Source organism: Komagataeibacter diospyri (genome assembly GCF_006538165.1).
In the GTDB taxonomy this organism is placed as follows: Bacteria; Pseudomonadota; Alphaproteobacteria; order Acetobacterales; family Acetobacteraceae; genus Komagataeibacter; species Komagataeibacter diospyri.
On record NZ_BDLU01000049.1, the window covers coordinates 17,975 to 34,710 of the forward strand.

A 16,736-nucleotide genomic window follows, 5' to 3' on the forward strand; every position below is an offset into this window, starting at 1 on the left:
TTCCGATAATATCTGATCAGGTAATCGTGGCGATCCGCAGCGTATTGGTGCTGCCCGCCACCCCGAACGGCAGGCCGGCGACGATCACCACAGCGTCCCCCACCGCGCCATAACCATCCCCCCTGGTAACCGTCAGCGCCTGATCCACCACGCTTTCGATATTATGGACCGGCGTTTCCTGCCCCACGGATACCGCCTGCACCCCCCATGCCACCGCCAGCCTGCGGGCAATGTCATCGGTCGGGGTCAGGCCAAGGATGGTGCAGTTGGGCCGTTCGCGCGCGATACGCAGCGCGGTGCGCCCCGACAGGGTGAAGGCCACGACGGCTGCGGCATCAAGGGTGGCTGAAATCTGGCGCGCGGCGGCGGCGATGGCGCCAGTTACGTCATGTTCGGGTTCCGGGCTGGATGTTTCCATCTGGCGGCGCCAGACCTCGTCTTCTTCCACCCGCCGCACGATCCGGTCCATGATTGCGACGGTTTCACGCGGGTATGACCCCACCGCCGTTTCGGCCGACAGCATGACGGCATCCGCCCCGTCAAACACCGCCGTCGCCACGTCCGATGCCTCGGCCCGGGTCGGCGTAGGGGCATGGACCATGCTTTCCAGCATCTGGGTCGCCACCACAACCGGGCGGCCAAGCTGCCGGGCAATGCGGATGATGCGTTTCTGCGCCAGCGGCACACGTTCAGGCGGCAGTTCCACACCCAGGTCACCACGGGCGACCATGACCGCGTCCGACAGGGCGACGATTTCGTGCAGGTTGTCCATCGCCTGCGGCTTTTCCAGCTTGGTCATGATCCAGGCCTGGCCGGCAGCCAGTTTCCGGGCCTCGCGCACGTCCTCGGGGCGCTGCACGAAGGACAGCCCGACATATTCGATGCCAAGGCCCAGCGCGAAGGCCATGTCTGCCCGGTCCTTGTCCGTCAGCGCAGGAATTGGCAGGACTACATCAGGCACATTGACCCCCTTGTGATCCGATAGCGGGCCGCCAAGCACCACCTCGGTGACAAGGAAGTCATCGCCGCGTTCGCATACCCGCAGGGCCAGCCTGCCGTCATCCAGCAATAGGGTGCTGTCCACGGCGGCGGCGGCAATGATTTCAGGGTGCGGCAGGCTGACCCGTGTTTCGTTCCCCGGTGTGGGGTCAAGATCCAGCCGGAAGCGCGCACCCGTGCTAAGCTGCACCCTGCCATTGGCAAAATTGCCCACGCGCAGCTTTGGCCCCTGCACATCGGCCAGTATGCCAATGGGACGCCCCAGCTCGGCTTCCACATTACGGATCACGGCATGACGGGCGGCATGATCGGCATGGGTGCCATGGGAAAAATTAAGCCGGAACACATCCACTCCCGCCACGGCCAGCGCCCGAATGGTCGCGTGGTCTGTCGTAGCCGGACCCAGTGTCGAGACAATCTTGGTCCGGCGCATGGCACGGTATGGTGTATCCGGCATTTTCTTCTCCAGCCTGTTTCCGTCAGTCATCAGGAGGGGGATATGACCTCCTGCGGTAACAGCCCCCACATCGCGCTGCGTTCCAGCCATCCGCTGTACTGCTTGACCGATACCTTGCACCACGACGTGCCCGCCTGGCACTGCCGTAGCGTACCCACCACGCCGGGGCGCAGTACGGCCACGACGGGTGATGTCGTGCTGGCGTCCGAACGCAGCATGACAGCCCCCCTGATATCCGCTGCATCAGCCACATCCGCCACATGGCCGACAATACGGGTATCCGCCCGGCCAATCACGTCAGTTTCCTTTGCGGTTGGCTGTCCCGCCTGCTGGGCATCACCCTGTGGCGGCAGTCCCGGAATGACAAACGTGCGGGTTCCCACCAGGGTTGCCTGATGGACCCAGCCCTTCTGGCCATCCGAATCTTCCACCAGACGCCAGACATCGAATTCGCGCTCGATCTTAACCGGCAGGCCGCGGCGATGGTACACCCAGTCGATGGGATAGCGCTGCCCCGGCCCGGTACGCAGATTGACTTCATCCGCGCGGAAGGCCGCAAAACGTGGCAGCGGCAGGCCGGTCACACTGCCCTTCGTATTGTCCACCGGGGCCAGCGCGGCAGGCGCATCCGGCACCGGGGCCGCCGCATGCGCGGCGGGCGGCGGGGCGCTACCGGCAACGGCGGCAGCCCCCACGGCCCCGGTCGTCACGGCGGCACCGGCAGCCGCTGCGGCATGGTGGTGATGATGCGTCCCTGCCGCGTGGGCTTTCTTTTCCTTGCCCGCATGGGCGGATTTGGCCTGGACCGCCGCACCTGCCGCCGCCTTGGCATGATGGGCGTGATGATGCGCCGTAGCCTGTGCGGCGGCACCATCAATATGCCCCCCACCCATGAACAGCACTGCCGCACAGGCTGCCAGAGCCCCCCACCGCACTGGGGCACGGAACGGCACACGGGCCGGTCGCGCAAGGAATTCATGCCGCACGCACTGCGCCATCGTGTTCTCTGTCCTTACAGGGTTATGATCTGCCGCCCCCGGGCGGCTTCAAGAAAAGTGGGTACACCCGCCACCTGTACGCCAGGCAGCAGACGGTCCACCGGAAGATCGCACAGTTTCAGCGCCGCTTCACAGGCCATAAGTTTCGCATCCAGTTCAACCGCCGCATCGCGCAACGTATCCATGCCCGCGACCCCTTTCGCACGCACCAATGCATCGTCACCCGCATCATGCAGCCCGTTCCAGTCACGCGCCAGCGCATGCACCCCACGTCCCGCCGCAAACATGATGACGGGACGGCCAATGGCCAGTGCGCCTGCCGCCAGCACGAAGGCATAATGCGCACGGGCATACGCGCCATCATATAACAGGATGGCCAGCGCGCCGTCGTCCCCCATCATGATGCGACCCCTTCGGATACCCCGCAGGCCACGGGGGCCGCGTCCCGGTGCGCGGACAGGTCATGGATGGTGGGATGCGCGCCACATAGCGCGCAGTCGGGATCAGCGGGCAGGGTAATGGTATGGAAGCGCATGGCCAGCGCGTCCCATACCAGCAGCCGCCCGGCAAGGCTTTCGCCTATGCACAGGATTTCCTTCAGCGCCTCGGTCGCCTGCAAGGTGCCCATCACACCCGTCACCGCGCCGAACACGCCTGCTTCCGCGCAGGATGGCACCGTCCCCGCAGGCGGAGCTTCGGGATAGAGGCAGCGATAGCACGGGCCACCGGGGCGGAAGGTGGACAACTGCCCCTCGAATCGCAGCACGGCGGCGGAAATCAGGGTCCGTCCCTCCAGCGCACAGGCATCGGCCACCAGATAGCGGGTGGCGAAATTGTCGCAGCCATCACATACAAGATCATAGTCACGCACCAGGGCACGCGCGTTGTCGGCGGTCAGGCGGACGTTATGACAATCGACCCGTGTTCCCGGATTGATCGCATGCATGGCCCGTGCAGCCGACTCGACTTTCGGCTGACCGATCCGGTCGGTCACATGGGCGATCTGACGCTGCAGGTTGGACAGTTCGACCACATCATCATCAACCAGACCGATCCGTCCTACCCCCGCCGCAGCAAGGTAGAGGGCGACGGGCGAGCCCAGCCCGCCCGCGCCAATGATCAGGACGCTGGCCTTTTTCAAGGCGTCCTGTCCCGTTCCACCAACTTCGGGCAGCAGGATGTGGCGTGCATAGCGCCGGATCTCGTCCTCGGAAAAATTCATCCCTGCCTCCTGCCCCGACCTGTCACACATCCATGGCGGATACACCGCGCCTGTTGCGTGATGCAGCCGGAAGCGAAAGACACACGATCACGATTACGTGATAATTTCTTCAGCCAATCATGAAACCAATGCATGCCGGATATGTTTCCAGTATAGTCTAGAAGAGCCGTGAAACCATCTGGGGAGAGTATAAATCAATGTCTTATCTTTCCCGCATGGAAATTCCCGGCAGCATGTCCAGCCTGCGCCGCCAGCAGGCGCGGTGGGTATGCGCGGGCACGCTGGCGGCCGCGACCTCGCTATACGCCGCATCCCCATTTTTCACACTGTGGTCCATTACCTCGGCCATCCGCACGCATGACATGGGCAGCCTGAACACCTGCATGAAATGGGAATCGGTGCGCGCCGGGCTGAAGACGCAGGCGGTCGATTCCCTGCTTGGTCCCCCGCATGCGGATGACGAATTGCCGGAATTCGGCGCATCCTTCGCGTCCTCCGCCGTATCGAACGCCATTGATGAGGAAGTGCGCCCCGACAGGCTGGGCATGCTGGTGGACCACCTGATGCCACAGGAACAGCCCAATGCGCCGCAGACGCTGTTTGGTCTGATGCGGCATGTGCATATGCATTTCACCCATCCGGGCGTGTTCGAGGCAAGCGTCCTCATGCCCGGTCATGAAAATGAAACGCCACTGCGCCTGCAGATGCGCATTCATGCCTTCCAGTGGAAGATCCATCACATAGACCTGCCGGCACCCCGGCACGCGCCACTGGTCGAGGCCTCGGCCGGGCCGGTACCCCAGCCCGTCACCCAGCCCTGACGCACCCCCCACATGACGGGCGTTCCCGCCCGCCATGTGGGGGGCAAGGGGAATTACTTCGGGGCGGGCAGGTCTTCTTCCAGCACGGTCATGTGGACGGCATAGGACACCTCGCCTTCGTCCTCGTCACGGTGGACCGTACCCACCACTTCACCATTTACCGCCAGTTCAACAGACAGACCGGCACGCGGCGGTGCATTGACCGTCAGGCCCGGTGAACCCAGCAGACGACGCAGGCAGACCTGAAGACGCGAAATTTCGGAAGAGGACATGGCAGCCATGAAACGTATGTTCTCCAAAATGGCAGGACCCGCCAGAAATAGGATCAGGACCGGTTATGGTCCGGTGGTCAACGCGCGTGGCAGGTCCGGTCAGGATCGCGCGGCTGCCCCGTAACATGTGCGGGCATCGCCGCAGGCTATAGGCACATGTGTTCGCCCCTGCAACCGCATGCCCATGATTTTCCCCGTCATCGCCGCGTCACCGCCACGATTCCCCTGTTCCCTGACCATAGCGCAACACCAGTAAGAAGGGAGAACAAAGACCATGTGCCTACGATCTTTTCCCCGGCTGATGCTGCTTGTGGCCCTGCTTGCTCCCCCCATCGGGCTGACAGCGCTTGCAGCCAGCCTGCCGCAGTCCGGCCCCGCCGCAACCGAGACCGGCATGGACCTGAACGCGCGCACCCTGTCACGCCAGATCCATGAAGATGGCGCGGAAGCCACGGTCAGGACACTGGACACGCACCGGGCATGGCCCCGCCTGCGCCGGGCCGTGGCGGCCGGATGGGATGGATGGATCGAACTGGTGCCCGACCTGATCGCCCATACGGATGACGCGACGGCCCGTCAGCTGCGCACCGCCCTGCGGCAGGCGCTGCCACGTAATCCGCATGCCGTCCTGTCGGTGCTGGACCCCGGAAACGGGCCACTGCTGGGGGCAGGAGCGCTGTGCACGTCCCATGGCATGCCCGCACGCTGGGCACATGACAGCATGCGCGCCATCAGCGCCGAACATGACATTCACCTCACCCATCAGGTCAATGACTGCCTTGCGGCGCTATCAGCCAGTACGGCGGCTACTGGAAGGGCAAATAGCGGAACGTGACGTAAATGGTATTGCCCCCGGTGGTGGGCGAAGCCCCATCCCCACCCTTGTAGGCCAGCTTGCGCAGGTAGGTGTACTGCACGCCACTCATCACCGCGCCATAACCACCCTGCAGCACATGCCACCAGCCACCCACCGTCAGGTCGGCCAGGGTGTGGGTCTGCGCATCACAGCTGCCGCCACTGATCTGTTCCACATTGCAGCTGCTCAGCGCGAGGTCATTTACCCCATAGCCATACTGGTAGCCATTCGCGGTATAGGTGCGCCGTCCGGCGCTTTCCACACCACCATACAGATAGACCAGCAGGTTGGGGGTCGGATGGCCGATCAGCCCCATGCTGCCGATGATTTCAGGAATTGGCGCGGGCGTGCCATTGGCCTTGAACGTGGCATCGGGCAGCATGCCGGGTCCATAGCGACCGATCCCCTCACCCGCCAGCACGTTGCCTGTAAACTGCAGGTAACGAGGGATGACATGCACCGTCACATCGCCACCAACGCCACCGGCAAAGGACACCCGTTCGCGGATGGGACCATTAGGGGCCTGCGCCATGGCCTTGAACCACCGCGCAAGGCCGTAGATTTCGTAATGGGCGGGCTTGGTGTCCAGCGCACCTTTCAGAACGATGTCGGGGGCGACATCCATACTGTATTTGGCATTGGGGTTGAGCATGCCGGAGCCTGCGTTGCTGTACAGCAGGGTCGTGCCGGATGACGCGATCGTATCATCGCTTGACCCCGTCAGCATGGCGTGGCTGCCACCATTGGCGGCATAGGCCACCTGCGGCGCCTCCAGCGACAGCCCCAGCCACCATTTGCGCCCGAAATCCTTGATGAAGCGGATCTGCGGCACACGGGTGAATACGATACCCGGTATCTGGTTGTTATCGACCACCGGCGGCAGCTGTTCATGACGTGACAGCAGGCCCTGCGTATAGCCGGTCGTCAGGCTCCATGCCTGTCCCGCCAGCACATGGAAACCCCATTTCGTGTTGCTGTAGGTCATGTACGCCTGACGGATGCGTGGCGTGTAGCTGTTGGTCTGGTAGCTGTTGGCCGTGCCGGCGGCACCGCCGAAATCGGTTTCGATATAACCCGACAGGGTCTCGTCCTTGGTAGGGGAACCCTGCAGAAGCACGCTCAGGCGTGTCAGCTGCGCGGAGGGGCGGTATTCCCCCGTATGCGCATTGGGGCTGTTGGCGTAGGGAAAGCTGCCCCAGCTTGTGGCCGGACCGCTGGTCAGGTTCTTGCTGCGGTAAATGTTCGAAAAATCAATGAAACCACCCAGCCGCACCGACACCCCGCCAATGCGGAAGATGGGCGGCAGGCTGTCCACGCCCGTCTGGGTAATGGCCAGCGGGCTGGAAGAATCAAGATCAAGCCTGGGCTGCGTGGGGACGATGGATTCCGTCATGGTGTTTTCAGCCGCTGCCGCGGCCTGCGCGTCATCCGACAGGGTCGGACCACCAATGGTCAGGCGCGACAGGTCGGGCATGGCCGTAATCTGCCCCATCGTGCTGCTGCCGGACGTCCCTCCACCCGACGGACGGCCGCCCGAACGCAGCGTGCGCCCGGCCAGGACATGCGGACTGTCATGCGTCATGCCATGACGGGATTCCAGTTGTTCGACCTTGGCTTCCAGCCGCCGCATTTCGGCATGAAGGGCACGGATTTCCGCCATGTCATCCGCATGCGCGCTGCTGGATACGATCATGCCACCCAGCATGACCGCCAGCCCGCCCAGCAGCAGGCCCGGCCGCCGCATTCCGTCAGGATGACAGGAAAAACGATCTACTTTCCAACAGTAATCCATCAGCCTGGCGCGTCTGCCCCTGAACATGCGGTTAATAAAAAACTCCTGCACGCACCCGCTGCATGTACTGATGATGAATACAGTAACAAACGGACACGACAGATAAAAACCGATCCCTTCCTTATCCGCCGCCTGCCGGATGGAATAGAGAATGGATCGACACCCTATATAGAAAAAACGTTCAACTGCTATGCATTAACTATTCTCATGCACGGCATATATTCGCATGATTTCGTTTATTTCACACCATTCCTTCCTTTAACTCAAGACCTCTACATGCCTGAATGAAGGAGTAATGGTCATGACCGCCACCCGGCTGCCCGGTTCGCGCCCCATTGAGGACCGGCCACTCGCCGGGGCGCCGCACCCCGATCATCCCTTCCACTGGAAACTGTACGGTTGCGAACTGGTGGCGACAGTGGCGCTGATGATCTGCGGGATCGTATCCGTCACGGTCCTGACCACACCCTATACCGCCATTGGCCGGATGCTTGCCCCCCATCCAATCATACAGACGGCGTTGTGTGGCCTGTTTTTCGGGTTGTCGGGCACGGTTGCGGCGTTCACCCCGTTCGGACGGGTCAGCGGGGCGCATGTCAGTCCCTCCGTTTCCCTGGCGTTCAGCCTTGCGGGACGATTGGGGATCGTGGACCTGTGCGGATATGTGGCAGCCCAGATGACGGGGGCGTGGATCGCGACCCTGCTCCTTGCCGCCCTTGGGCATGTGCTGCCCATATGGGGGCAGATGGTGCAGGCTTCCGCCTATGCCGCCACCATACCCTTTTCAGGCGTCGCCATCGTGTGGCCGCTGGTGACCGAAGTGATGCTGACGGCGCTGCTGGTGCTGATGCTGTGCTACCTTGCGGGTCATCCCGTCCTGAAATGGGTGACGCCATGGGCGGGTGGCCTGTTCTTCCTTGTCTGCAACCCGGTTTCCGCATGGCTGTCGGGCAACAGTTCCAACCTGGCCCGCAGCTTTGGCCCGGCCATGGTCGCCGGACAGTGGGAGTCGTTCTGGATCTATGCGCTGGGGCCGTTCATGGGGGCTGCGCTGGCGATATGGCTGATCCGCTCCCGCCTGCTGGGCCGGATCGAGGTGGATGAGGCACGGCTGGTCAATTTCGGCCATCATGGCCGCATTCCCTCCCTGCTGCACCCGGGGCGCCATGCCGGGGAGAAGTCCTGAAATCACGGTAAATTATAGTGGTTATACAACGTGGCACTTGCAATTCGTTAAAATCATTCCCAAGATCATTCCACTGAATGACGAATCGGGCAGTCAGCCCGGTTCGCAGGCGTTCTCAGGGCGGGGCGAAATTCCCCACCGGCGGTGTTTGTTCCCTAAACGGGGGGCATAAGTCCGCGAGCGCCCGGCCGCAGGACATGCGGACGGGGTCAAGCAGATCCGGTGCAATTCCGGAACCGACGGTTACAGTCCGGATGAGAGAGAACGGAAACTATGGTCCTGCCTTCCATCCGTGAAGGCAGGCAGATGGTTTTACGCGCCCTGGGTCCGTCCGGATGGATGGAGTACTGTGTTTTGGACGCGTTGCCACAGGGTTTCACACCCCACTCAGGCCCAGACATGCCAGCCGCCGTCGCGCATGCCTTCCGCGCAGCGGTAGATGAAGCCGCGCGTCACGTGGGTGCAACCGCCCCCAACCCGCCGGTGGGCTGCGCCCTGCTGGATGATGCGGGCACGATCCTTGCCGTTGGCGGCCACCACCGCGCCGGCACCCCCCATGCTGAAATACAGGCCATAAACCTGTGCCGCGAACGCGGGCTGCTGGATCGTACCCGTACGGCGGTCGTGACACTGGAACCATGCAACCATACCGGTCGCACCGGCCCGTGTTCACAGGCACTGCTGGCGACGCCGGTGCGTGATGTCTGGATCGGTGTGCGCGACCCCAATCCCCATGTTGAAGGCGGTGGGGCGGACTACCTGCGCCAGCATGACCGCCAGGTGCATGTCCTCCGCTCCACCGGGCCACAGGCTGAAATACAGGCCATATGTCGCAGCCTTCTGGCCCCGTTCGCCCATTTCATGCGCACGGGCCAGCCGTGGATCACGGTCAAGCAGGCGCTGGACGCCACGGGGTCCATGCTGCCACCCGCAGGCCGCACCACCTTTACTTCCGCCGCGTCCCTTGACCTTGCGCACCGCCTGCGCCGCGCAACGGATGCGGTGATTACCACCGGGGGCACCATCCGCGCCGACAACCCCGGCCTGAACGTACGCCGGGTGGCCGATCACCCCGACCGCGCACCGCGTGTCCTTGCCATCTGCACCCGGACGGGGGAAGTGGACGAGGCTTACCTTCAGGCCGCGCGCGTACGTGGTTTTGCGGTGCAGGTGTGCACCGACATTGCCGCACTGCCCGACATGCTGGGCATGGCGGGCGTGACATGGGCGATGGTGGAAGCAGGCCCCCGGCTGCTGGCGGAAATCGAGGCCCGTGACCTGTGGCATGACTGGCTGGCCATTACCGCCTGCACCGATGGCACGGACCAATACAGCATACGCATACGGGAAGGCGACGTGACACCGCTGCGCCTGTTTCCCGAACTGGCCGCCGTGAAGGAGTAAGCATGTTTTCCGGCATTATCGAACATCAGGGCCGCATCACCGCCGCGCGTCGGCTGGACCGGGATCTGGACATAACCGTGGCCACGGGCATTGCGGACCTGACATTGGGTGAAAGCATTGCCGTTAATGGCGTGTGCCTGACGGTCACGTCGTTTGACGCGGCGGGAACGGCCACGTTCTTCATCAGCTCCGAAACGCTGGACCGCACGGCGCTGGGCCGGATCGCGGCGGGACACACCGTCAACCTTGAACGCGCGGTCACACCAACCACCCGCCTGTCGGGCCATATCGTGCAGGGCCATGTGGATGGGACGGGACGGCTTGCCGCGGTGAAACAGACGGGGGAAGCCCGCCACATCACCTTCACCATGCCCGCGCGCCTGCGCCGCTATCTGGTGGAAAAGGGATCGATCACGATAGACGGCATCAGCCTGACGCTGAACGAAGTCGGCGCGCCGGGAGAAGATGGCTGTCGCGCGGATGAGTTCCGCATCGCGCTGATGATCATTCCCCACACATGGGACCATACGACCCTTGGCACCCTGAACGCCGGGGATCCCGTGAATATCGAAGTCGATGTCATCGCAAAATATGTGGAGAGCGTATGTCAGTATCGTTGATGCCCCCGGCACTGGCACAGGCCGTTGCCACAATCCGCCGGGGCGGGATGATCATCCTTGTGGATGACGAGGACCGCGAGAACGAAGGCGATCTGGTGATGGCCGCCGAACTGGTCACGCCGCAGGCCATGAACTTCATGGTCACCCATGCGCGCGGGCTGGTATGCATGCCGATGTCGCCCGACCGCATCGCGCAGCTCAACCTGCCCATGATGACACAGGTCAACACCTGTCCGCGCGGAACGGCCTTCACCGTGTCCATCGAGGCGCGTGAAGGTGTCACCACCGGCATTTCGGCCGCCGACCGCGCCGAAACCGTACTTGTGGCGGCAGCACCCGATGCGAAGCCCGAGGACCTGGTCTCCCCCGGTCATATCTTCCCGCTACGCGCTGTGCCCGGCGGCACGGTCGCACGCCCCGGCCATACCGAAGCCTCGGTCGACCTGGCCCGCATGGCCGGGCTGATCCCGGCAGCCGTGATCTGCGAAATCATGAACGAAGACGGCACCATGGCCCGCATGGACGATCTGCGCCCGTATGCCAAACGCCACGGGTTGCAGATCCTGTCCATCGCCGAACTGGCGAAATGGCTGGAAGCCAACCCGATTGACACCACGGCAGAGGCCAAACCCGCGATCGAACAGGTCGCCCGCGCCCACCTGCCCGGCCGCTTTGGCGGTCCGGACATGATGATCCATGCCTTTCGCGCGCCCGATGGCACCGAACATGTCGCCATGGTCAAGGGCCAGCCAGACCGTGCTGGCGCCGTGCCACTGGTGCGCCTGCATTCGGAATGCGTGACGGGCGACGCGCTGGGATCGCTGCGGTGCGATTGCGGCGCGCAGTTGCAGGGCGCACTGGAACAGATCGGACGCGCGGAATCCGGTGTACTGGTCTATGTACGCGGGCATGAAGGGCGTGGCATCGGCCTGGCCAACAAGATCCGCGCCTATGCGCTGCAGGATGATGGACTGGATACGGTGGACGCCAACCACCGGCTGGGTTTCCAGACCGATGCGCGTGACTGGCAGGCAGCATCCGACATCCTGCGCGCGCTCGGGGTCAACCGGCTCGACCTGCTGACCAACAATCCCGACAAGGTGCGCGCGCTGCAGAAGCATGGCTTTGACGTGCGTGAACGCATCTCCCTTGCAGTGGAACCCAATCCCTTCAACCGGGCCTATCTGGAGGCCAAGCGCACCCGGATGGGGCATGCCCTGTGTGAACCCGCGACAGCGGACGCCCACTGAAAAAAGTTTTTGGTGAGGCTTTTCCCCAAAAAAACTTCAAAGGCTGCCGCCTTTTTTCAAAAAGGCGGCAGATGGAAACTTTTATCGTTTTTTATCAGTACTTTATTTTCAAACCCCTCTGCACCTAAAAACGGAAAACGCTGGATATGAGCACCAACATCCCCTCCACTGCAGTACAGCTTGAATTCACCCACGCACCGCGCATCGCCATCGTGGTCAGCCGCTTCAATGAAAACGTGACCCATGGCCTGCGTGATGGCGCACTGGCATGGCTGGGGGAACACGACATCTCAATGCGCGCGGATGATGTCATGTATGCGCCGGGTGCGTATGAACTGCCGTTGCTGGCACAGGCGCTGGCGCGCACCGGGCGGTACGACGGTGTGGTATGCCTTGGCTGCGTGATCAAGGGCGATACCGCGCATTTCGAATTCATAAGCCTGGGCACCGCAGTGGGCCTGCAGCAGGCAGCGCTGAACACCGAAGTGCCGATCGCGTTTGGCGTACTGACCACCTACACCGACGAACAGGCGGTGGTCCGTTCGCGTGACGATGTGCACAACAAGGGCCGCGAGGCCGTGGCCGCCTGTGTCGAAAGTATCGCATTGCTTCAGAAAATCAGAGGCTGCTAAGATACGCTGACAGTCCACTAAATGGCTGAAAACAGCCTTTTAATGGTCCTGTTTGGGGGAATATGGACAGGGATGGCGAATGCGGCAGCTTACCTTCATTGCCGGGGCATTCGGTATCGGTCTGACGATATGGATGCTGGGGCGTTTTGGCCTGCATGACATCCTCCGGCTGATCGCGGCCGGGGGGTGGAGCATTCCTGCCATCATCGTTTTCCATGCAAGCCAGGTCTGTGTTTCGGCGCAGGCATGGCGCCTGCTGGCCCAGTGTGGACGTCCCCGCCTGTCCTTTACCGACTTTTTCGCCCTGCGCTGCGCGCGTGAAGGGATCAACAACCTGCTGCCAGTGGCCCAGGTTGGGGGAGAAGTCATTACCACCCGCCTCATGGCCCGGCGTGAAAAGCTCGGCATCAAGCGCGCCGCTGCCGCCACGATCTGTGACCTGACCATTGAACTGCTCAGCCAGGTCACCTTCACGCTGGTCGGGCTTGGGGTACTGTTCTGCCTGGTCAACCGTTCGCATGTGACGGACGAACTGATGGAAAGTGCGGGGGCTGCCGTCGCGCTGGGGGCGGTGTTCTTTGGCAGCCAGTACCTGGGTGCCATCTCTCTTGTGGAAAAGCTGCTGGTGCGCATCGCCGCCCATCTGGGATGGGACGGGGTGGATGACATCCGTGGCCTGCACGGCGAAATCATCGCCCTGTACCGCACGCATGAAAACGCGTTCCGCGCGGGGGGGCTGCAACTGCTTGGCTGGTCGCTTGGCACGTTCGAAGTTTTCCTGGTCCTGACCGCCATGGGGCATCCGCTTTCGCTTGCTGACAGTTTTGTGATCGAAAGCGTAGGACAGGCGGCGAAGTCGGCGGGCTTTGCCGTACCCGGCGCGCTGGGCGTGTCGGAAGGGGGATATATCATCATCGGCGGCCTGTTCGGGCTGTCGCCGCAGGTGGGCATTGCGCTGTCGCTCATCAAGCGTCTGAGGGAAATCGCGTGGGGCCTGCCCTCGCTCGTGGCATGGCAGGTGATGGAAATACGCTGGATCCGCGACGCCCCGACTACTGGCCGGGAAATGCACCAGCCCGGCCAGTCATGATGTCCGGGTGCGGCGCGGTACATCGTGTGACAAAGAACCACCTTGCATCGGGACCGCATCATGGGCCAAACCGGGCCTCTTCACCGACTGCCGCGCTTCATGCGGCACGACGTAGGTTTCTGAAGGGCTGAATACTCGTCATGCTATCGGTACCGCTTGGGCGCCTTGTCGCTTTCTGTTCCCGTCGTGCCATTGCGGTGGTACTGGCATTCGCCTGCCTGATCGCGGGGGCGACCTATGCCAGCTATGCGCTGCTGGGCGTGACCACGGATACGGGAACAATGTTCTCGTCCTCGCTGGACTGGAAAAAGCGCTCGGATGAGATGGGACGGCTGTTTCCACAGAAACAGGACCAGCTTGTCGCCGTGATTGACGCAGCCCTGCCGGAAGAGGCACAGCAGACCGCGCTGGCGCTGGCGGCAAGGCTGCGCGACGACCATGCCCATTTCAATTACGTCACCACGCCGCAGACCGATCCCTATCTGGTGCGCAACGGCCTCATGTTCCTTGACCCCAGGGCGCTGGAACGGGTGCTCAACACCACCATCACCGCACAGCCGTTCCTGAGCGAACTGGCCGCCGACCCGTCGGGGCGCGGGCTGTTCAACGCGCTGAACCTGATTGCGATGGGCATAAGCCAGGGGCAGGCCGACCTCGGCCCTTTCCATGCGGCGCTGGACGGTTTCGCCACGACATTGCAGCGTTCGGTATCAGGGACGCCGGAACCGCTGTCATGGGAACGACTGCTGGCGGGCGATCTGGCCGACCTTGGCGGCAAGTACCAGTTTGTCGTAACCCAGCCCAAGCTGGATTATGATTCCTTCCAGCCCGGCGGCGCCGCGTCGGACGCCATCCGTGCCGCTGCCAGCAGCCTGCCGTTTGTCCAGAGCGGCCGGGCGCATGTCCACATTACCGGCGACACCCAGATCGCGGACGAGGAATTCGCAACCGTGGCCGAAGGCATGGTGGCAGGCCTGCTGGGATCGCTTGTGCTGGTCACGCTGTGGCTGATCCTGGCGGTGCATACGTGGCGCATCATCGTGCCGATCATCATAACACTGGTGTCCGGGCTGCTGCTGACCACCGGGTTCGCGGCAATCGTGGTGGGCAAGCTGAACCTGATTTCGGTCGCGTTCGCCATCCTGTTCGTAGGCATTGCGGTGGATTTCGCCATCCAGTTCTCGGTCCGGTTCCGCGCACAGGCGCTGCCCGATGGCTCCTCACCGGGGCTGCTGGACGCGCTTGAGCAGACCGGCAATGAAACCGGGCACCAGATCCTTGTCGCCGCCATGGCGACATCGGCCGGGTTCCTTGCCTTTACCCCCACTGCCTTTGTCGGCGTGGCCCAGCTTGGGCTGATTGCCGGTTTCGGCATGCTGTTCGCCTTCATCTGCACGCTGACGCTGCTGCCGGCCCTGCTGCGGCTGTTCCACCCGACTTCCGGCCATGGCAAGATCGGGTTTGTCTTCGCCCGCCCGATTGACGTTGCGATCCGCCATCATCGCAAGCCGATCCTGGGGGCCTTCGTGGTGATCGCGCTGGTGGGCGTGGCCCTTGTCCCCCGTCTGACATTCGACGCTGACCCGCTGCATACCAAGAACCCCAGATCGGAAGGCATGGTCACGCTGGGCATGCTGATGTCGGAACCGCAGTATTCGCCCTATACGGTGGATGTGCTGATGCCCGACCTGAATCAGGCCGCCGCCATGTCCGACAGGCTGTCGGACCTGCCGATGGTGCATGACGCGCTATGGCTTGGGTCACTCGTGCCCACGGACCAGAAGACCAAGCTGCCCCTGATTCAGGATGCCGCGAACATCATGCTGCCGACCCTGCTGGTGCCCAACCCGAAACCGGCGCCGGATGCAGGCGCGCTGCGCACGGCGGCGGCCAAGACGGCGGCCGCACTGGGCGGCGTGATGGACAGGCTGCCCGCCGATGACCCGCTGCGCCGCATCCAGTCGGCGCTGGCACACCTGTCGCAGGCAGATGACCAGCGCGTGCTGGCCACCAACGAAGCACTGGTGCGCTTCCTGCCCATGCAGCTGAACATGCTGCGCGACATGCTGCAGGTGAAGCCGGTTGCGATTGCCGATGTGCCCGCGCAGCTGGCGCATGACTACCTGCTGCCTGACGGCCGTGCACTGGTCGAGGTCCATCCGACCAGGGAGATGAAGGGCAACCGGGCGCTACATACCTATGTGGGTGAAATCCAGAAGGTCGCCCCGATGGCGGCAGGTTCCGCCATCGACATCGTACAGAGTGCGGCGACCATGGTGCATGCCTTTGTCACGGCTGCTGGCGCCGCCATCGTGATGATCGCCATCATCCTCGCCGTCGCCCTGCGCAAGCTGCTGGATACGGCGCTGGTGCTGGCGCCGCTGCTGCTGTCGGCGCTGATGACGGTCATCCTGATCATTGTAGTGCCGGAGCAGCTGAACTTCGCCAACATTATCGCGCTTCCCCTGCTGCTGGGGGTTGGCGTGTCGTTCAACATCTATTTCGTCATGAACTGGCGGGCGGGGATCAAGCTGCCCCTGTCCAGCCCGACGGCGCGCGCGGTGCTGTTTTCCGCGCTGACAACGGGCACGGCCTTCGGGTCACTTGCGGCGTCCCACCATCCGGGCACGGCCAGCATGGGCCGGCTGCTGCTGCTGTCACTGGCCTGCACGCTGGTGGCGACGCTGATCTTCGTGCCGGCCCTGCTGCCCAAGCGCCCGATCGACGAGGAATGACCCTGCGGGGAAACAGAAAAGGCCGCACCCGAAAGGATGCGGCCTTTTTTAATGCTGGCCCGGATCGGGGCTGTTATTAGATAATAATAAAAGTTTTCCGGGCGCCGCCTTTTTTCAAAAAGCTTCACCCAAAAACTTCTGTTCCTTATCAAACAGGGTTCAGGACTTGAACCAGACCTCGACCGGCCCCTTGACCTTCATGGCCATCGGGTTGCCGAAACGGTCGGTGCCGCGGCCCACGGCCAGACGCACCCAGCCTTCGCTTATGCAGTATTCCTCGACATTGGTTTTCTCGATGCCCTTGAAACGCACGCCAATGCCGCGATCAAGCAGGGACTCGTTGTAAAAGGGGCTGGCGGGATTGACGGACAGACGGTCCGGCGGGGTATCGGTCATATCTGG

17 protein-coding genes and 1 riboswitch are annotated in these 16,736 nt (G+C 63.0%); of the genes, 10 read left to right on the plus strand and 7 right to left on the minus strand.

The window, feature by feature from the left end; translation table 11 throughout:
* Window positions 1-16 precede the first annotated feature (16 nt).
* From pyk to MSKU9_RS10845, 4 genes are read right to left on the minus strand one after another with little or no spacing between them, the layout of a single operon-like run.
* Window positions 17-1,456, minus strand: a complete 1,440-nt coding sequence (pyk, locus tag MSKU9_RS10830; protein WP_162853812.1) for a pyruvate kinase — start codon at window positions 1,454-1,456, stop codon at window positions 17-19.
* 29 nt (window positions 1,457-1,485) lie between these two features.
* The gene (locus tag MSKU9_RS10835) at window positions 1,486-2,454 is read right to left on the minus strand and encodes an SH3 domain-containing protein (protein ID WP_141261468.1); all 969 of its coding nucleotides are present in this window, start codon (window positions 2,452-2,454) and stop codon (window positions 1,486-1,488) included.
* Between the two features lie 14 nt (window positions 2,455-2,468).
* Window positions 2,469-2,855: a DsrE/DsrF/DrsH-like family protein gene (locus tag MSKU9_RS10840; RefSeq protein ID WP_141261469.1), complete on the minus strand. Its 387-nt coding sequence runs from the start codon at window positions 2,853-2,855 to the stop codon at window positions 2,469-2,471.
* Complete coding sequence (locus MSKU9_RS10845; protein ID WP_141261470.1) at window positions 2,852-3,676, minus strand: HesA/MoeB/ThiF family protein; 825 nt, start codon at window positions 3,674-3,676, stop codon at window positions 2,852-2,854. The genes MSKU9_RS10840 and MSKU9_RS10845 overlap by 4 nt, the downstream gene beginning before the upstream one ends.
* A 197-nt stretch (window positions 3,677-3,873) precedes the next feature.
* Between MSKU9_RS10845 and MSKU9_RS10850 the strand changes: the two genes are divergently transcribed.
* Window positions 3,874-4,497, plus strand: coding sequence for a DUF2939 domain-containing protein (locus MSKU9_RS10850; RefSeq protein WP_141261471.1), 624 nt, complete (start codon window positions 3,874-3,876; stop codon window positions 4,495-4,497).
* 53 nt (window positions 4,498-4,550) lie between these two features.
* Here the strand turns inward: MSKU9_RS10850 and MSKU9_RS10855 are convergent, their stop codons facing one another.
* A complete protein-coding gene (locus tag MSKU9_RS10855; protein ID WP_010513711.1) occupies window positions 4,551-4,778 on the minus strand; it encodes a DUF3126 family protein in 228 nt (75 codons plus the stop codon).
* Window positions 4,779-5,070: 292 nt separating this feature from the next.
* Between MSKU9_RS10855 and MSKU9_RS10860 the strand changes: the two genes are divergently transcribed.
* The gene (locus tag MSKU9_RS10860) at window positions 5,071-5,604 is read left to right on the plus strand and encodes a hypothetical protein (protein ID WP_141261494.1); all 534 of its coding nucleotides are present in this window, start codon (window positions 5,071-5,073) and stop codon (window positions 5,602-5,604) included.
* On the opposite strand, the gene MSKU9_RS10865 is transcribed toward MSKU9_RS10860, so the two are convergent.
* Window positions 5,576-7,369 (minus strand): hypothetical protein, encoded by a 1,794-nt coding sequence (locus MSKU9_RS10865; RefSeq protein WP_141261472.1) that lies wholly within the window; start codon window positions 7,367-7,369, stop codon window positions 5,576-5,578. The genes MSKU9_RS10860 and MSKU9_RS10865 overlap by 29 nt on opposite strands.
* A gap of 9 nt (window positions 7,370-7,378) precedes the next feature.
* Here MSKU9_RS10865 and MSKU9_RS10870 point away from each other — a divergent pair, with 9 nt between their 5' ends.
* From MSKU9_RS10870 to MSKU9_RS10905, 8 genes are all read left to right on the plus strand, one after another.
* Window positions 7,379-7,705 (plus strand): hypothetical protein, encoded by a 327-nt coding sequence (locus tag MSKU9_RS10870; protein ID WP_141261473.1) that lies wholly within the window; start codon window positions 7,379-7,381, stop codon window positions 7,703-7,705.
* 7 nt (window positions 7,706-7,712) lie between these two features.
* Window positions 7,713-8,603 (plus strand): MIP/aquaporin family protein, encoded by an 891-nt coding sequence (locus MSKU9_RS10875; protein WP_141261474.1) that lies wholly within the window; start codon window positions 7,713-7,715, stop codon window positions 8,601-8,603.
* Between the two features lie 107 nt (window positions 8,604-8,710).
* Window positions 8,711-8,873, plus strand: a riboswitch (FMN riboswitch).
* Between the two features lie 129 nt (window positions 8,874-9,002).
* On the plus strand, window positions 9,003-10,007 hold the full coding sequence (ribD, locus tag MSKU9_RS10880; protein ID WP_141261475.1) for a bifunctional diaminohydroxyphosphoribosylaminopyrimidine deaminase/5-amino-6-(5-phosphoribosylamino)uracil reductase RibD: 1,005 nt from the start codon (window positions 9,003-9,005) through the stop codon (window positions 10,005-10,007).
* A 2-nt stretch (window positions 10,008-10,009) separates the two neighbouring features.
* On the plus strand, window positions 10,010-10,627 hold the full coding sequence (locus tag MSKU9_RS10885) for a riboflavin synthase (protein WP_141261476.1): 618 nt from the start codon (window positions 10,010-10,012) through the stop codon (window positions 10,625-10,627).
* Window positions 10,627-11,877, plus strand: a complete 1,251-nt coding sequence (ribB, locus tag MSKU9_RS10890; protein WP_141261495.1) for a 3,4-dihydroxy-2-butanone-4-phosphate synthase — start codon at window positions 10,627-10,629, stop codon at window positions 11,875-11,877. The genes MSKU9_RS10885 and ribB overlap by 1 nt, the downstream gene beginning before the upstream one ends.
* A 146-nt stretch (window positions 11,878-12,023) precedes the next feature.
* Window positions 12,024-12,509, plus strand: a complete 486-nt coding sequence (gene ribH, locus MSKU9_RS10895) for a 6,7-dimethyl-8-ribityllumazine synthase (protein WP_141261477.1) — start codon at window positions 12,024-12,026, stop codon at window positions 12,507-12,509.
* Between the two features lie 79 nt (window positions 12,510-12,588).
* The gene (locus MSKU9_RS10900; protein ID WP_141261478.1) at window positions 12,589-13,599 is read left to right on the plus strand and encodes a lysylphosphatidylglycerol synthase domain-containing protein; all 1,011 of its coding nucleotides are present in this window, start codon (window positions 12,589-12,591) and stop codon (window positions 13,597-13,599) included.
* Window positions 13,600-13,739: 140 nt separating this feature from the next.
* Entirely contained in the window at window positions 13,740-16,334 is a 2,595-nt protein-coding gene (locus MSKU9_RS10905) for an MMPL family transporter (RefSeq protein ID WP_141261479.1), read from the plus strand.
* 159 nt (window positions 16,335-16,493) lie between these two features.
* Here MSKU9_RS10905 and MSKU9_RS10910 read toward each other — a convergent pair whose 3' ends face one another.
* Complete coding sequence (locus MSKU9_RS10910; protein WP_141261480.1) at window positions 16,494-16,730, minus strand: DUF3297 family protein; 237 nt, start codon at window positions 16,728-16,730, stop codon at window positions 16,494-16,496.
* Window positions 16,731-16,736 lie beyond the last annotated feature (6 nt).

Excerpts from the sequence above, each read along its gene's own strand:
- pyk (WP_162853812.1), bottom strand. The coding sequence starts at position 1,456 with ATGCCGGATACACCATACCGTGCCATGCGCCGGACCAAGATTGTCTCG.
- MSKU9_RS10835 (WP_141261468.1), bottom strand. The coding sequence starts at position 2,454 with ATGGCGCAGTGCGTGCGGCATGAATTCCTTGCGCGACCGGCCCGTGTG.
- MSKU9_RS10840 (WP_141261469.1), bottom strand. The coding sequence starts at position 2,855 with ATGATGGGGGACGACGGCGCGCTGGCCATCCTGTTATATGATGGCGCG.
- MSKU9_RS10845 (WP_141261470.1), bottom strand. The coding sequence starts at position 3,676 with ATGAATTTTTCCGAGGACGAGATCCGGCGCTATGCACGCCACATCCTG.
- MSKU9_RS10850 (WP_141261471.1), top strand. The coding sequence starts at position 3,874 with ATGTCTTATCTTTCCCGCATGGAAATTCCCGGCAGCATGTCCAGCCTG.
- MSKU9_RS10855 (WP_010513711.1), bottom strand. The coding sequence starts at position 4,778 with ATGGCTGCCATGTCCTCTTCCGAAATTTCGCGTCTTCAGGTCTGCCTG.
- MSKU9_RS10860 (WP_141261494.1), top strand. The coding sequence starts at position 5,071 with ATGCTGCTTGTGGCCCTGCTTGCTCCCCCCATCGGGCTGACAGCGCTT.
- MSKU9_RS10865 (WP_141261472.1), bottom strand. The coding sequence starts at position 7,369 with ATGCGGCGGCCGGGCCTGCTGCTGGGCGGGCTGGCGGTCATGCTGGGT.
- MSKU9_RS10870 (WP_141261473.1), top strand. The coding sequence starts at position 7,379 with ATGACAGGAAAAACGATCTACTTTCCAACAGTAATCCATCAGCCTGGC.
- MSKU9_RS10875 (WP_141261474.1), top strand. The coding sequence starts at position 7,713 with ATGGTCATGACCGCCACCCGGCTGCCCGGTTCGCGCCCCATTGAGGAC.
- ribD (WP_141261475.1), top strand. The coding sequence starts at position 9,003 with ATGCCAGCCGCCGTCGCGCATGCCTTCCGCGCAGCGGTAGATGAAGCC.
- MSKU9_RS10885 (WP_141261476.1), top strand. The coding sequence starts at position 10,010 with ATGTTTTCCGGCATTATCGAACATCAGGGCCGCATCACCGCCGCGCGT.
- ribB (WP_141261495.1), top strand. The coding sequence starts at position 10,627 with ATGCCCCCGGCACTGGCACAGGCCGTTGCCACAATCCGCCGGGGCGGG.
- ribH (WP_141261477.1), top strand. The coding sequence starts at position 12,024 with ATGAGCACCAACATCCCCTCCACTGCAGTACAGCTTGAATTCACCCAC.
- MSKU9_RS10900 (WP_141261478.1), top strand. The coding sequence starts at position 12,589 with ATGCGGCAGCTTACCTTCATTGCCGGGGCATTCGGTATCGGTCTGACG.
- MSKU9_RS10905 (WP_141261479.1), top strand. The coding sequence starts at position 13,740 with ATGCTATCGGTACCGCTTGGGCGCCTTGTCGCTTTCTGTTCCCGTCGT.
- MSKU9_RS10910 (WP_141261480.1), bottom strand. The coding sequence starts at position 16,730 with ATGACCGATACCCCGCCGGACCGTCTGTCCGTCAATCCCGCCAGCCCC.